General features: G+C 61.7%; 11 protein-coding genes. 6 read left to right on the top strand and 5 right to left on the bottom strand.

Translation table 11 applies throughout. The annotated features are described in order from the left end of the window. Nucleotide 1: 1 nt before the first annotated feature. From ACIOTL_RS01095 to ACIOTL_RS01075, 5 genes are read right to left on the bottom strand one after another with little or no spacing between them, the layout of a single operon-like run. On the bottom strand, nucleotides 2-1,486 hold the full coding sequence (locus ACIOTL_RS01095) for an aldehyde dehydrogenase (protein WP_400341304.1): 1,485 nt from the start codon (nucleotides 1,484-1,486) through the stop codon (nucleotides 2-4). After that, on the bottom strand, nucleotides 1,483-2,235 hold the full coding sequence (locus ACIOTL_RS01090; protein ID WP_133834117.1) for an alpha/beta fold hydrolase: 753 nt from the start codon (nucleotides 2,233-2,235) through the stop codon (nucleotides 1,483-1,485). The genes ACIOTL_RS01095 and ACIOTL_RS01090 overlap by 4 nt, the downstream gene beginning before the upstream one ends. A gap of 34 nt (nucleotides 2,236-2,269) precedes the next feature. Further along, nucleotides 2,270-2,821: an amino acid synthesis family protein gene (locus ACIOTL_RS01085; protein ID WP_133834116.1), complete on the bottom strand. Its 552-nt coding sequence runs from the start codon at nucleotides 2,819-2,821 to the stop codon at nucleotides 2,270-2,272. Further along, on the bottom strand, nucleotides 2,818-3,486 hold the full coding sequence (locus tag ACIOTL_RS01080; protein WP_105656183.1) for an amino acid synthesis family protein: 669 nt from the start codon (nucleotides 3,484-3,486) through the stop codon (nucleotides 2,818-2,820). The genes ACIOTL_RS01085 and ACIOTL_RS01080 overlap by 4 nt, the downstream gene beginning before the upstream one ends. A gap of 30 nt (nucleotides 3,487-3,516) precedes the next feature. After that, nucleotides 3,517-4,197 (bottom strand): GntR family transcriptional regulator, encoded by a 681-nt coding sequence (locus ACIOTL_RS01075; protein ID WP_286134632.1) that lies wholly within the window; start codon nucleotides 4,195-4,197, stop codon nucleotides 3,517-3,519. A 146-nt stretch (nucleotides 4,198-4,343) separates the two neighbouring features. On the opposite strand from ACIOTL_RS01075, the gene ACIOTL_RS01070 reads away from it, so the two are divergent. The 6 genes from ACIOTL_RS01070 (at nucleotide 4,344) to ACIOTL_RS01045 (ending at nucleotide 12,860) form a co-directional block, all read left to right on the top strand. Next, nucleotides 4,344-5,318, top strand: a complete 975-nt coding sequence (locus ACIOTL_RS01070; protein WP_105656185.1) for a flavin reductase — start codon at nucleotides 4,344-4,346, stop codon at nucleotides 5,316-5,318. 44 nt (nucleotides 5,319-5,362) lie between these two features. After that, nucleotides 5,363-7,021: a BCCT family transporter gene (locus ACIOTL_RS01065; RefSeq protein WP_400341302.1), complete on the top strand. Its 1,659-nt coding sequence runs from the start codon at nucleotides 5,363-5,365 to the stop codon at nucleotides 7,019-7,021. A 170-nt stretch (nucleotides 7,022-7,191) separates the two neighbouring features. Continuing rightward, nucleotides 7,192-8,019, top strand: coding sequence for a formate dehydrogenase accessory sulfurtransferase FdhD (fdhD, locus tag ACIOTL_RS01060; protein ID WP_400341300.1), 828 nt, complete (start codon nucleotides 7,192-7,194; stop codon nucleotides 8,017-8,019). Between the two features lie 57 nt (nucleotides 8,020-8,076). After that, complete coding sequence (locus ACIOTL_RS01055) at nucleotides 8,077-10,398, top strand: FdhF/YdeP family oxidoreductase (RefSeq protein ID WP_400341299.1); 2,322 nt, start codon at nucleotides 8,077-8,079, stop codon at nucleotides 10,396-10,398. A gap of 158 nt (nucleotides 10,399-10,556) precedes the next feature. Continuing rightward, on the top strand, nucleotides 10,557-12,038 hold the full coding sequence (locus tag ACIOTL_RS01050) for a nucleobase:cation symporter-2 family protein (RefSeq protein ID WP_105656189.1): 1,482 nt from the start codon (nucleotides 10,557-10,559) through the stop codon (nucleotides 12,036-12,038). 195 nt (nucleotides 12,039-12,233) lie between these two features. Further along, on the top strand, nucleotides 12,234-12,860 hold the full coding sequence (locus tag ACIOTL_RS01045) for a hypothetical protein (protein WP_332488581.1): 627 nt from the start codon (nucleotides 12,234-12,236) through the stop codon (nucleotides 12,858-12,860). The last annotated feature ends 514 nt before the right edge of the window (nucleotides 12,861-13,374 follow it).

Below are 13,374 nucleotides of genomic sequence, written 5' to 3'. Positions count from 1 at the left end.
CTTAGCCGCGCATCACAAACGGATCTGCGGCGGGGGACTCGTCGGTGTTGATCCATACGCTCTTGAGGCGGGTGTATTCGTTCATGGATTCCAGGCCGTGCTCGATGCCAACGCCCGAGTTCTTGAAGCCTTGGCGAGGGGACATCGGGGACATCGCGCGGTAGGTGTTCACCCAGATCGTGCCGGCCTCCAGCCTCCGGGCCATGCGATGGGCGCGGGCAAGGTTCTGCGTCCACACGCCGGCGGCCAGCCCGTACTCGGTGTCATTGGCCATGGACAGCAGCTCGTCTTCGTGCTCGAAGGGCATGATCGCAGCCACCGGGCCGAAGATCTCCTCGCGGACCACGCGCATGTCGTTATTGACGTCGGTGAGCACGGTGGGGGAGAAATAGTAGCCCGGCAGGTCCAGGCCTTCGGGGCGGGTGCCGCCGGCCAGTACTTTGGCGCCCTCGTCTGCGCCGATCTTCACATAGGAAGCGACCTTTTCCAATTGGTCGGCGAACGCCAGCGGGCCTAGCTCGGTGGCATCGGAGAGCGGATCCCCGATGACAATGGACTTGGCACGTTCGGTAACCCGTTCCAGCAGCTCGTCGTAGACAGACTTGTGGGCGAAGACCCGGCTGCCGGCAATGCAGGTCTGGCCGGCCGCGGCGTAGATGCCGGCCACCACGCCCATAGCCGCGTTGGCGACGTTGGCGTCGTCGAAGACGATGTTCGGGCTCTTGCCACCCAGCTCCAAGGTGCAGCCGATGAAGCGGCCGGCCGCCTCGGCGGCGATCTTCGAGCCGGTGGCCGTAGAACCAGTGAAGGAGATCTTGGCCAGCAGTGGGTGGCTGACTAGCGCCGCGCCGGCCTCGGCCCCGAACCCGGTGACCACGTTGATGACGCCCGGAGGGAATCCGGCCTGCTCAGCCAGCTCAGCCAGCAGCAGCACCGTGCGCGAGGTGTATTCGCTGGGCTTGATCACCACAGTGTTCCCGGCAGCCAGCGCAGGGGCGATCTTCGAAGTGGTCAAAGTCAGAGGCGAGTTCCACGGGGTGATAGCCCCGACCACGCCGAGCGCTTCGCGCTGGGTGTAGTTTAGAATCGCCGGATTCATGCTTGGGATCTGGGAACCCTGCACTTTGTCGGCCAGCCCGGCATAGTAGTAGAGGTACTCCGGCAGGGTGGCCAGCTGGCCCCGCATTTCGCGCAGCAGCTTGCCGTTGTCCAAGGATTCGTAGCGGGCCAACTTCTCGGCATTCTCACCGATTAGATCGCCTAGGCGGCGCAGCAGATGTCCACGGGCGGTGGCGCTCAGGGCGCTCCACGAGGGCGCGGAGAATGCCTTATGGGCGGCTTTGACAGCACGGTCCACATCTTCAGCATTGCCGCGCGCGGCCTCGTAAAGATCTTCGAGGGTTGCCGGGTTGGAGCTGGTGAAGAAACGGTCTTCGCTGGGAGCGATGTGCTCTCCGTTGATGAAATGCATGTAACGCTCGCTCATGCCTGTTTCCCTTCGTTATCGCTGAAAAAACTGTTCAATTCCGCGGCCAAGGCCAGCGGATTCTCGACCGGAAGCATATGCCGTGCTCCGGGGATGATGCGCAGCCGCCCCTGCGGCACAGCGGCAACCAGCCGGCGGGACATTTCCGGGGTCGATCCGGGATCCAGCTCGCCGGTGATGGCCAGTGTCGGCTGCTTGATCGCATCGAGTTCGCCGGCAATCTCCTGGTCACCGCGGGCGAAAACCGCGTAGGCGTGCAGATAGGATTCGAGATCGTTGCCCGCCATAGTTTGGCGCGTAGCCTCGATGAGCTGCGCGTCCACCGTGGTGGCCGCGGCCGGGAACCAGCGTTCGATGGCGCGGTCCACTCCCTGGGAGAAGTTCGTGCCGGCGGTAGCCAGGCGCTCTTCCACCGCGGTCGACTCTTCGGCGGTGCGCCGGCATACGGAGTTCACCGCAGACAAGGTCAGCACGCGCCCGGGAGCGAAGCGCGCAAGGTACTGGGCAACCAAGGCACCGAGCGAGAATCCCACAAGATGCACAGGCTCGCGAGTTTCAAGGCGTTCGAGCACATCGGCGGCCAAGCTCGCCAGATTCTGCTCGCTGCGCAGGGGCGGGCGTAACCCGTGCCCAGGCAGGTCCAGGGCCACTGATTGGTGCGCCAGCTGCTCGCGCAGCGGCTTCCACATGGTCCGGTCCAATCCGACTCCATGCAGGAGGACAACCAATGGCTGCTTCGTGCTTGTCATGCGTGCTTCGCTCCGTTCCGGCTGATGCGCTCTGCTACTGTTCGGTGGACAGCGGGGCCAGGCGTTCCTGCGGCCGGCCACGGGTTGCGCCGGCCAGGGCGATCAGGATTTCGCCAGGATGCGGAGCATCGGCGATCCTGGCCTCGACGCTCTGGTGGTGCGAGCGGATCGTGGCATCGGTGAAATGCTTGAGCGGGATGTCGAACTGCACTCCGGCCTGTCCGCGCTTTTCCACGGCCGGCAGCAAGGTGGTGGCCTTGGCTGCGTCGCGGAAGTGGTTGCCGAATTTCAGGGTGTGGATCAGGGCCGAGCCGTGCTCGACTTCACCGTCAAGGCCGACGATTGCAGCCTTGCCATAGGCCTGGAGCGGGGCGCCCAGCGCTTCGATGACCCGCGGTGCCAGCAGCGCTCCGAGGTCCGAGGCGACCGAGTCGATTCCCGGGTTCAAGTCCTCGACGAATCCTTGCCCTGCCCACGGGTTGTCGAATACGGCGGCGACAATGACCACGCGGGCTACCGGATCCACCGGGCGTCCGCCCTCTGTGGCAATTTCCTCGACGATGGTTACCAGTTTGCGGTAGTTCATAGTTGTATTCCCTTCAGTATTTCGGAAGTGACCGTTCGGTCGGTGGTTCGATCGCCGATGCGTGCATGTGGCCGGGGGCCGCTTGATGCCGCGGCAATGACCGCGATCTCGCCAGCATGCGGGGCATCGGGCAAGGACAGCTCCAGGGTCTGGTAGTGGGTTCGGGTGGCAGCTGCGGTCTTATGCCACATCGGTACTCGCAGGGATTCACCAGGAACGCCGCGGCCGTCGACAAAGCAGATGATCGAGGTGCCGCCGAGGGCTTCGCGCAGCAGGTTGCCGAAGAACGGGGTGTGGATCAGCGCTCCGGCATGCTCCAATTCCCCGTCGCTGCCAACCAATGCGGCCTTGCCGAAAGCTTCAACTTGTTCGGCTCCGCCCAGGGCATTGAGCAGGCGATCCGACAGCAGCTTGGCGAGCAATGGGGCGATGGCCTCGGTCCGCTCGGATAAATCTTGCGACGTTCCAGTGCCGAGCCAAGGATTGGGGATGACTGCGGTGGCGGTCGCGCGGGTGATGCTGCCTAATTCGTGGTGGGGAACTTCTTCCACCGTGCACGAGATTTTGCGCAAACCAATGGCCTGGGCCAAATCCTGGTAGTCTTCGAGCGTTGATCGGGTGCTCAAATCAATGAGCTGAGGCGGCTGGGCCAGTGGAGAATTCATCTGGTATTCCTTTGCATGGCTTTTTTGGGGCTAACCCGGTTGTTCTTCGTCTTCTTCTTTCATTGCGGCCAGGGCCGCCGACTGGCTTGATGCGGCAACATGCCTGCGCATCACAAGTTCTGCGGCCAACGGATCTTTGGAGCTGATGGCGTCGATGATTGCCTGGTGCTCGTCCTTCGAATTCTGCAAGCGCCCGGGCAAGCTCAGGGTCTGCGAAACGATGCGATGGTAGGCCAGCTGGTTCATCAACAGGTCATAGTGCTCGGTGAGCTTCCTGTTGTCAGCCCCGGCAACCAACGTGCTGTGGAATTCATGGACCAGTTGCGAATAGAGTTCCGCGTCGCCGCGCTCGACGGCCCGTTGGCTGCGTGCAACGTTTTCCTTGAGCTGCTCCAATTCAGGTACGGCTCCACGTCTGGCCAGCAGGCCAGCGGCTAGTCCCTCGAAGGCCTCCTTCAGGGAAAACATCTCGTGAATTTCGCGCTGGGTGGGCTTCCTGACGAATGTTCCAACCCGCGAACGCACCTCAACTAGGCCCTCGCGCTCCAGCTGCTTCAATGCTTCTCGAATTGGAGTACGGCTGACCTCGAAGTCTTGCGCCAGGGCTGTCTCTGCCAATAGGTCTCCGGGTTGAACAACTCCAGTGACGATCATTTGACGGAGCCGGCCCAGCAACGGCGTCTCCGGGGTGCTCCTGGTTTTTGATTCCACGCTTGAACTCTCTTGCATACAAGAACTCTATCCATAGATTCTCTTGTATGCAACAGAAATTCAAGGAATCGCCTTGAATCCGCTAAATTTAGGAGAATTTCCTGAAACATGTTGACTCCGTCACAACCTTTGCTAGCATTTCTTGCATGCAACAAATTGTAAATTCACTCCAGCCTGTCAAAGAATCACTCGTCAACGCCTGGGAAGCGGCATGGGATCGGGGCCAGGTCGATGCACTGGACGAGATCTTCCACGCGGACTTCCGGCGAATCAGCAAGAAATCCAAAAACGTCACCACCATCCGAGAGCTGAAGCAAGAGATTTTGTCCGTGCGGGAGGCCTTCCCTGATCTGGTGACAAAAATCGACCATCTGCTCGTGGATGAGCAGGAGCAGTCCATCGCGATTTTCTGGCACACCACCGGAACGTTCACCAACGATCTGCAGGGTGTGCCGGCCACGGGCAACACCGTGGAAACCCGCGGTTCCAACCTGATGGAAGTCCAGGACGGGAAAATCATCTCGGAGCAGGTGACTTGGGACCAGAGCGAGCTGCTCGAAGACGTGGGGGTCCCATCGCTCAAGTCCGCCTTCGAGTCCACGGATGATGGCGTGGTAGTGGACGATTTGAGCGGCGTGCCGAATCTCGATGCGCTCAAGGGGTTCAACCGCCAATTCATTACCGGCGTGACTGTCGTGACCACCATGGATGAACATGGCAAGCCTCGCGGGCTAGCCGCAAATTCATATGTGTCAGTTTCGCTCGAGCCGCCTCTGGTGCTGGTGTGCGTGCAGAAGACCACCAGCACCTATGCATCGCTGTTCAAGTCCACCCATCTGGGCATCAACATCATGAGCAACGGGCAGCGCGACACCGTGGGCACCTTCGCTTCCAAGGGTGATGACAAGTTCGCCGAGCTCGAATGGCATCAGGGGCCGAACGGCAGCCCGCTGATCGATGGCTCGGCCGCTTCCATCGAAGCAGAAATCAAGGAGCGCTTCCAAGCCAAGACCCATACCGTGTTCATCGCCAAGGTAAAGCATTCCGAAGTCGCCCAGCTTGAGCCGATGGTCTACAAGGCCGGCCGGTTCTACGACGGCGCCGAACTGACCGCGCTATAGCCCGGCGTCGGCAGATTCCTCCAATACAACGAAGTGTGAGAGCCATGAAAACCGAAACCAACGAAAAGCAGGGCAAGGGGCCACGCGGAGGGCCCACGCTCACCGGCGGCAAATTGCGCCGGGCCGCGGACAAGAACGAATCGAAACAGGTCTACAAGCAACTCCAGCGTCCGGGCAGTGTCCTTTTCGTTTCGCTGGCGCTGGTCGTGGTGTTCGTGCTCTGGGCGGCTATTGCACCGGGCCGGCTCAATGAACTGATGTCCGGGGCATCCACCTGGTCAGCGCAGTACATTGGCTGGAGCTACCTGTTGGTGACTCTCGGCTGCATCGTGCTGATGCTGTTCCTGGCCTTTTCGCGCTACGGAGGCATCAGGCTGGGCAAGGACGCGGACCGGCCCGAGTTCTCCACATGGGCCTGGATCGCGATGATTCTCGGTGCCGTGATGGGCATCGGGTTGATCAGCTATGGCGCGGCCGAACCCATGAGCCACTTCATGGTCCCTCCGCACGGACGGGCGGAGCCGGAAAGCATGGATGCGGCAGTGCTGGCCTTGCAGTTCTCGTACTTCGACTGGGGTCCGAACGCCTGGGCCTTGTTCGGCGTGTTCGGCCTGGCCATTGCCTACTCGACGCACCGCCGGGGCAACTCGGGACTCGTCTCGGTGATGCTCAGGCCAGTTCTTGGAAAATCCATGGACGGATGGCTCGGGAAGACCATTGACGTGTTCACCGTGCTGGCCACCCTCTTCGGCACGACCACTTCCCTGGGCTTGGGCGCTTCGCAAATCGCCGAGGGGCTGAACAGCCTGTTCGGGATTCCCACGGATCTGTTCGTCAAGATCGTGATCATTGCAGGCGTTACCATCGTATTCACTCTCTCGGCGCTTTCCGGCGTTGGCAAGGGCATCAAATGGCTCAGCCAGGGCACCATGATCGGTGCCGCCGCCATCGGGGTTTTCGTCCTGGTTTCCGGTCCCACCGGATTTATTTCCAACATCTATTTCCGTTCCATGGGGCAGTTCCTGGGCGAGTTCCCGGCCGTGGCGCTGCTGACTCCCTCTGGAGCCGAAGACTTGCAGTGGATGCAATGGTGGACGTACTTCATGATGGCCTGGTGGTTGAGCTGGGGCGCCTTCGTCGGCATCTTCCTGGCGCGGATTTCCAAGGGCCGGACCATTCGCGAATTCGTTATTGCGGTGATGGGTGTCCCGTCTCTGGTCTTCAGCATCTGGTTCAGCATTTTCGGTGGCACCTCGATCCACCAGGAGATGACCGGCAGCTCTGGGATCGGCCAGGCAACGTTGGAAGACACCAACAGCACCTTCTTCGCGATGCTGGCCGAACTGCCGATACCGGAAGTGACCTCGGCATTCACAGTAATTCTCGTGGTGCTGATCTTCATTACCGGCGCGGATTCCAATACCTATGTTCTGGGCACGCTGACCTCCGGCGGAAATATGTACCCCAAGAGGCCGGTCCTAGTGGTCTGGGGACTTCTCACCGGCGTCTGCGCGATCGTGTTGCTGCTGGTGGGCGGGCTCGAGGCCCTGCAACAGGCAGCCATCCTCTCGGCGGTGCCGTTCACGGTGATTGTGACGCTGCTGGGGATGTCGCTTATGAGGGAGCTGCGCTGCGACACGCGCCTGCAGGCACCTTTGCTGGAAGCTGCAGCGCCGAGTGGAGACGGCAACGAAGCAGGCTAGGCAGCACCGCGAAATAGTTGGGCCCAGCGAATTGCGGCCCCGGTGGAGCCTTGGATTTGCCTCAATCCAGCATGGGGGTTGGCCGAGCCGGGGTCTGTAAACGTAGAGTGTCCTCTAGCAGTATGCGGCAAGCGGCGGAAGCCGCAAGATGTAGCACAAGGAGCGTTTAAATGGGTCGCAAGATCGTGCGCCGCCGCGTGGTCAGGGCAACGCTGGAGGGCTCCCGCGTCCGCGAGGAGAAGCTGGCTGGCGAGGAGCCGCTGGAGATCCGCTTCGGCCATACCTCCTACACCACCTCCATGCGCACCCCGGGCGACGACTTCGACATGGTCACCGGATTCCTGGTGGGCGAGGGAATCATTTCCGCGCCCGAGCATCTGGCCTCCCTGCGCTACTGCGCCGGCACCGCTGAAGCAGGCAACCAGACCTATAACGTCATCGAGGTGCAGCTGGGCGCGGGGGCGAAGCATCCTGATCTCCTGGCTGCCCGCAATGTGGTCACCAGTTCAGCCTGCGGGATCTGCGGCACCAACTCCATTGACGAAGTGCGCAAGAAAGCCGCCTTCGCACCCTCCCCTGAATCGGGGCGGGTTGGGCTGGAAACGCTGCTGGGCCTGCCTGACACCTTGCGCGAATCGCAGCAGCTGTTCTCCGCCACCGGGGGAGTGCACGCGGCCGGATTGTTCTCCACCGCCGGGGAATTGCTGATCCTGCGCGAAGACGTCGGGCGTCATAATGCGGTGGACAAGGTCATCGGAGCGGCCCTGCGCGACGGGTTGCTGCCACTGGGCGACACCGTCCTGCAGGTCTCCGGACGCGCCTCCTTCGAACTGGTGCAGAAGGCCGCGATGGCCGGAATTCCGGTGCTCGCAGCGGTCAGCGCGCCCTCGTCGCTGGCCGCTGACCTGGCCGAGGAATCGGGTCTGACGCTGGCCGCTTTTTCCCGCAGGCACAGCGTGAACATTTATACACATGCGGATCGGGTGATCAGGGCGTAGCCTTGTAATATGTGAGCTGGATATCAGTACCGGCCGCGCTACCAATAGGAGGGTCTCATGCATCGTTCGGCACCCAAAAAGGACATCAACGAAGATGAACTGAAGGTCAGCGAACCCAAGCACGCCGCCGCCGGCTTGAAGGCCGTGATGGTATCCATGGAGCGCGGCTTCGCCGAAGCCGGCCCGTCGCGTACCCTGCGTTCGATGCTGCGCGTCAACCAGCACGACGGCTTCGACTGCCCGGGCTGCGCGTGGCCTGAATCCATCACCGGCAAGCGCAAGCCCGCCGAGTTCTGCGAGAACGGCGCCAAGGCCATCGCCGAGGAAGCCAGCGCCCGCACCGTCACCCCGGAGTGGTTTGCGCAGCACTCCATCGAGGACCTGCGCGACAAGACCGAATACTGGCTGGGCTCGCAGGGCCGGATCACCGCTCCGATGATCATTCGCGAGGGGGAGACCCACTACTCCCCGATCAGTTGGGCGCAGGCCTTCTCGACCATCGCCGAGCACGTGAACGCGACCACCCCGGACAAGTGCGTGTTCTACACCTCCGGGCGCACCGCGAACGAGACCGCGTTCATGTACCAGCTGCTCGCCCGCTCGCTGGGCACCAACAACCTGCCCGACTGCTCGAACATGTGCCACGAATCCTCGGGCAGCGCACTGAACCCGACCATCGGCATCGGCAAGGGCACCGTGTCATTGGAAGACTTCGATCATGCGGACCTGATCTTCGTGGTGGGCCAGAACCCCGGCACCAACCATCCACGCATGCTCTCCGCGCTGGCCGATGCGCGCAAGCGCGGCGCCCGCATCGTTGCCGTGAACCCGCTGCCGGAGGCAGGCTTCTTCGGGTTCAAGGACCCGCAGACCGTGGGCGGCATGCTGGGCAAGGCCGACCCGATTTCCAGCGACTTCCTGCAGATCAAGGTCGGCGGCGACCTGGCCCTGTTCCAGGCCTTCGGCCACCTGCTGCTCGAAGAAGAGAAGAAGCATCCGGGCACCGTGGTGGACCACGAGTTCATCGCCGCGGTCACCGACGGGTTCGAGGCCTACCAGGCCGCGCGTGCCACCTTGGACTGGGAAGCTACCGAGGAGGCCACCGGACTGACCCGCACCCAGATCACCGAGATCGCGATGCTGCTGGCCAAGTCCAAGGCCACCATCATCTGCTGGGCGCTGGGCCTGACCCAGCAGCCGCACTCGGTGCCGACGCTGAAGGAAATCATCAACCTGCTGCTTTTGCAGGGCAACTTCGGCAAGCCAGGTGCTGGCGCCTGCCCGGTGCGCGGGCACTCCAATGTGCAGGGCGATCGCACCATGGGCATCTGGGAGAAGCCCGGCGAGCAGCTGCTCGAAGCGCTGGACGCCGAATTCGGCATCGAATCCCCGCGCGCCCACGGCTACGATTCCACCGAGGCCCTGCATGCCTTCGAGAAGGACGAAGTGGACGTGTTCGTCTCCATGGGCGGCAACTTCGCCCTGGCCAACTCGGACACCGACGCGCTGGAGGCGGGCATGCAGCGTGCCAAGCTGACCGTGCACATCTCCACCAAGCCCAACCGCTCGCATGTGGTGCACGGCATGACCTCGCTGATCCTGCCGACCCTGGGCCGCACCGACAAGGACGACAAGCACCCCACCGGTGCGCAGTTCCTTTCGGTGGAGGACTCCATGTCGGTGATCAAGTCCACCCGCGGCCGGCTCACCCCGGTCTCCGAGCACCTGCTGGCCGAGCCGGTCATCGTTGCCCGCATGGCCCAGGCCATCCTGGGCGATGGGCACCCGGTCAACTGGCGTGCCATGGCCGAGGACTACGACGTGATCCGCGACCACATCGAGAAGGTGCTGCCCGGCTTCGAGGACTTCAACACCCGGGTGCGGGAGAAGAACGGCTTCGTGCTGCCCAATCCGCCGCGCGATACCCGCTCCTTCGCCACGGACATCGGCAAGGGCCGCTTCACCGTCTCGGACTTCGAAGCGCTGGAGGCTCCCGAGGGCCACCTGATCCTGCAGACCATGCGCAGCCACGACCAGTACAACACCACCTTCTACGGGCTGGATGACCGCTACCGCGGGATCAAGGACGGCCGCCGCGTCATCCTGATCAACCCGGAGGACCTGGCCGAGACCGGGTACAGCGACCGGGATCTGGTGGACGTGATTTCCACTTTCGCCGGCTCCGAGCGCCGCGCGAACCGCTTCCGCCTGGTGTCCTATCCGACGGCCAAGGGCTGCGTGGCGGCCTACTACCCGGAGGCCAACGCGCTGGTGCACCGCGATCTGGTGGCCCGCGAGTCCAACACCCCGGGTTTCAAGGCGATGATGGTGCGTTTCGTCGAGCACACCCAGCAGCCTGGACGCACGCTGGATAGCTGACCTGGAGCAGTGCTAAGCGCTTGACGTAATGCACCTCGCAGCCATTTGCGCTTCACCAGCTGTCAACCTGGCGGGCTTCTGCGGGAGAATTGACGGCGGGGCGCATCCCGAACGCATGGGGTGCGCCAATCCGCAGTCCACCGAAGAGGAAATTCCCCATGAGTGCTGCCCGCAGCCAATCCGCTGAGAGCATCAGACCCGAAGACGAACGCCTGCCTGCGCCGAAAACCGTGGCCTACGGTTTCCAGCATGTGCTGACCATGTACGGCGGCATCATCGCTCCGCCGCTGGTGATGGGCGGGGCTGCGGGAATGGACACGGCCGAAATGGGCGTGCTCGTCGCCAGCTGCCTGTTCATCGGCGGCCTGGCCACCATCCTGCAAACCCTGGGCGTGCCATTCTTCGGCGCCCAGCTGCCGCTGGTCCAGGGCACGTCCTTCTCCGGGGTGGCCACCATGATCGCCATCCTCAACGGCGGGGGAGGCATGCCGGCAGTCTTCGGCGCGGTGCTCGCCTCGGGCGCCATAGGCATCGTCATTGCCCCGTTCTTCGCCAAGCTGCTGCGCTTCTTCCCGCCGGTGGTCACCGGCGTGGTGATCACGATTATCGGCGTCTCGCTCTTCCCGGTCACCGCCGACTGGGCCATGGGCGGGGCGGGCGCAGGGGATTCCTATGGCTCGATCAAGAACATCGCCCTGGCCGCCATTACCCTGCTGATCCTGCTGGCGCTGTCCAAGTCCGGCATCCCTGCGCTCTCGCGGCTGTCCATCCTGCTGTCCATTGCGCTGGGCACCCTGGTGGCAGTGTTCATGGGCATGGCCGATTTCTCGCAGGTGCTCACCGGCGACATTTTCGCGGTTCCCACTCCGTTCGCCTTCGGCGCCCCGGTCTTCGAGATCGGCGCCATCATCTCGATGATGATCGTCATCCTGGTGACCTATACCGAAACCACCGCAGACATGCTCGCCGTGGCCGAGGTGACCGGATCCAAGGTGGATTCGCGGCGCATCGCCAACGGCCTGCGCGCCGACATGCTCTCCTCCACCGTCGCCCCGATCTTCAACACCTTCACCCAGTCGGCCTTCGCGCAGAACGTCGGGCTGGTGGCCATTACCGGTGTGAAGAGCCGCTTCGTGGTGGCCGCCGGTGGCGGCATCCTGGTGGTCCTCGGCCTGCTGCCAGTGCTTGGCCGCGTGGTCGCCTCCATCCCCTCCCCGGTGCTGGGAGGCGCCGGCGTGGTGCTGTTCGGCTCGGTAGCGGCCGCAGGCATCCGCACCTTGGCCAAGGCCAAGGATGACAACATGAACATGCTGATCATAGCGACCTCGCTGGCCTTCGGCTGCATTCCCATGGTCAAGCCCGACTTCTACGCCGAATTCCCTGCCTGGGTTGGCACCATTTTCCAGTCCAGCATCTCCTCGGCCACCATCATGGCGGTGCTGCTGAACATCATCTTCAACGAGCTGAACTGGGGCAAGAAGGAAACGTCGCTGCGCACCGTCTACAAGTACCAGCTGGCCGGCCTTGAAGACGGCGACCGCCTGATCGATGGCAAGCTGTACGACTCCAAGGGCTTGGAAATCCAGGTCATCTCGGAGCAGCCAGGCCACGCCGGTGATCGTCCGATGCCGCAGGGCTAGCTCCGCGGAAGTATTCGTCTACCGAGCCCAATCTGAATCGAGGATTGAGCGCATGGCCGTTCATCCTGACCTTGAGTATGAACAGTTTTCAAGCCGTTCATCGGTCGGATTCTGGTAGATTCTGAGGGTTTCAGACGCGTTGGCGCTCGCCTAGAATGTGGGACATTTCAGCCACGTTTAAAATTCGACAAGAACATGACTTTAATCAAAGATAAATCGCGTGCGGTCATCGCGATTGGCCGGCGCAGAATCCCGGTAGCATTAGCTCAAATGATGATACGTAAGATCTATTCAGGTTGTCTTGCTTTAGCAACTATTTGTGCCCTTTCCGCTTGCGGCGGGGTTCAAGCCACGCAGACTGGGGCATTGGCCCTAGGCGCTCCTGAAGGCGACGTCGAAAACACTTTGTGCGGAATATTTCACGAGCAGAACTTCGTCGGGGATGTAGCATCCAGCACCTCAGGGGATCCGCTATGGATCACCGACGTGCAAGCTGTAGAGGCCACGGGCTGGGAATCAAAGCGATCCGTGGCAGCACTGCTACCCGAAGGTGAGACTAGCTTGTTGGCGTGGACTAATGAGAGCCTCAAAGAGGCAGAATTCAAAGAAATCGCTGAGAGATTAGTACCTTTAGAAAGTCCCATCGAAGTCCCTGCCGGGGAAAATGTGCAGGTAGGTCTCGAGGGTGCCGTGAAGAATGGTGTGGAAAACGCTGAAGTTTCACAGCTTCGGGTCATTTATAAGACAGATTTGAAATCGTCGAAAAGCTTTTCTGCTGTCGGAAATATCCGCTACGAATGGCGAGCTCAAAGCTGCGAGTGACCGTTGTGTGACCAAGGTTTCTTGGGCTATCACGTGGTTGAGAACAACAGAATCCCCCAGCCAATACGGTTAGGGGTTCTGTTGCTCCTATTGGAAGCTGACTAGATCAGTGCAGCATTTGTGTAGTCAAATTCGAAGCGCGCCCGCACGCTTATTGACCTTTCAGTTTCAGATGCGAACACATAGGAGTCACGCCGATTTTCGGCGTCGTAGAAACTTGGCGCTGGGGCGTGCTCAAATTCATTGACCTCATCGGCTGCCACCTGCTCCGGCGTGCGGAGAGCAGGTCTTCCTCCAGATCAAATACTGTGTTCTCCTATGGTGCAGTCTTGATGATCCCTTTCAGCGCTTTCACTCGAGATGGATCTGAACCATGCCTGCACTCGCGCGAAGCCAGTCAGATGAACTGTGTAGGATTTCCAACCAATTGATAGAAAGAGACTCGGAAAAACACGACATGACCTTCTAAGACGACCCGGCTGAACAGCCAGTGGAAAACGCCTCAGACATCGCC

This window comes from Glutamicibacter sp. NPDC087673, assembly GCF_044743255.1.
Classification (GTDB): Bacteria; Actinomycetota; Actinomycetes; order Actinomycetales; family Micrococcaceae; genus Glutamicibacter.
The sequence above is the reverse complement of the archived record's forward strand: the minus strand, read 5'-3'. Positions and strand labels throughout refer to the sequence as shown.